This window comes from Microtetraspora sp. AC03309 (assembly GCF_020826795.1).
GTDB classification, from domain to species: domain Bacteria; phylum Actinomycetota; class Actinomycetes; order Streptosporangiales; family Streptosporangiaceae; genus Microtetraspora; species Microtetraspora glauca.
In genome coordinates, this window is sequence record NZ_JADDIL010000551.1 from 1 (window position 1) to 426 (window position 426).

Genomic DNA, 426 nt, shown 5'->3' on the forward strand with positions numbered 1-426 from the left:
GCCACCCTGGGCCAGCATCGGACCGGAGTTCATCATCGACGTCCGCTCGGCGTCGGTGAGCACCTTGGGCGCCTCCGGGGCCTCGCCGCTGTGCACGCGGATCAGATCCGTCCGCATCTCGGCGGCTGTCTGATAGCGGTTGTCCGGATTCTTGGCCAGGGCCTTGAGCACCACGGCGTCGAGCTCCGGCGAGATGCCGGTGTGCCGGTGCGACGGCGGGATCGGATCCTCGCGGACATGCTGATATGCCACCGCCACCGGAGAATCACCGATGAAAGGTGGTTCACCCGTGAGGATCTCGTAGAGCACACAGCCCAGCGAGTAGACGTCGGAACGGGCATCGACGGTCTCACCACGGGCCTGTTCGGGCGACAGGTACTGGGCGGTGCCGATCACCGCGGCCGTCTGGGTGACGCTGTTGCCGGT

1 protein-coding gene is annotated in these 426 nt (G+C 66.9%); it reads right to left on the reverse strand.

The genetic code is table 11. The features are described 5' to 3' along the window. A partial coding sequence (locus tag IMZ11_RS44305) for a protein kinase (RefSeq protein WP_228649769.1) occupies positions 1-426 on the reverse strand: 426 nt, incomplete at both ends.